The 424-nt window shown below is 45.0% G+C and carries 1 protein-coding gene; it reads right to left on the minus strand.

Translation table 11 applies throughout. The annotated features are described in order from the left end of the window. Positions 1-424, minus strand: a 424-nt coding sequence (locus CW751_RS15520) for a hypothetical protein (RefSeq protein ID WP_165779341.1), incomplete at both ends; no start/stop codon positions are given.

Consider the following 424-nt stretch of genomic DNA (forward strand, 5'->3'; position numbering starts at 1 on the left):
ATTATAATCTGCATATGCTGGTTGTTCTGTGATATCACAAGTGGCTGTTAAAGCACCTGGACATGTTAATCCTGTTATAGAAGGCGTAACTGTGATGGTCATTTGATCAGAGTTTGTACACCCTGCCAAGTTCGCTGTAACCGTGTAAGTTGTTGTTCCTACTGGAGGGGTAAATGCTGCTCCATCGGTTACTCCATTGTCCCAAGTAACTGTTGCTACATCTGGGTTAATGGCATTAAGCGTTGTCGTCGCTCCTTCACATAGTACCTGATCGGCTCCCGCATCGATTGCTGGTGGATTTGGGTCTGTAAGGGTCATCGTTACATTTTCTGTGGTGTTACACGCTGGACAGTCTACATCGGATACGGTATAATCTGTATAAGATCCTGCTGGCAACCCTGTAATTACATATTCTCCTGCTGCA

It is taken from the genome of Brumimicrobium salinarum (assembly GCF_002844555.1).
Lineage (GTDB): Bacteria > Bacteroidota > Bacteroidia > Flavobacteriales_D > Crocinitomicaceae > Brumimicrobium > Brumimicrobium salinarum.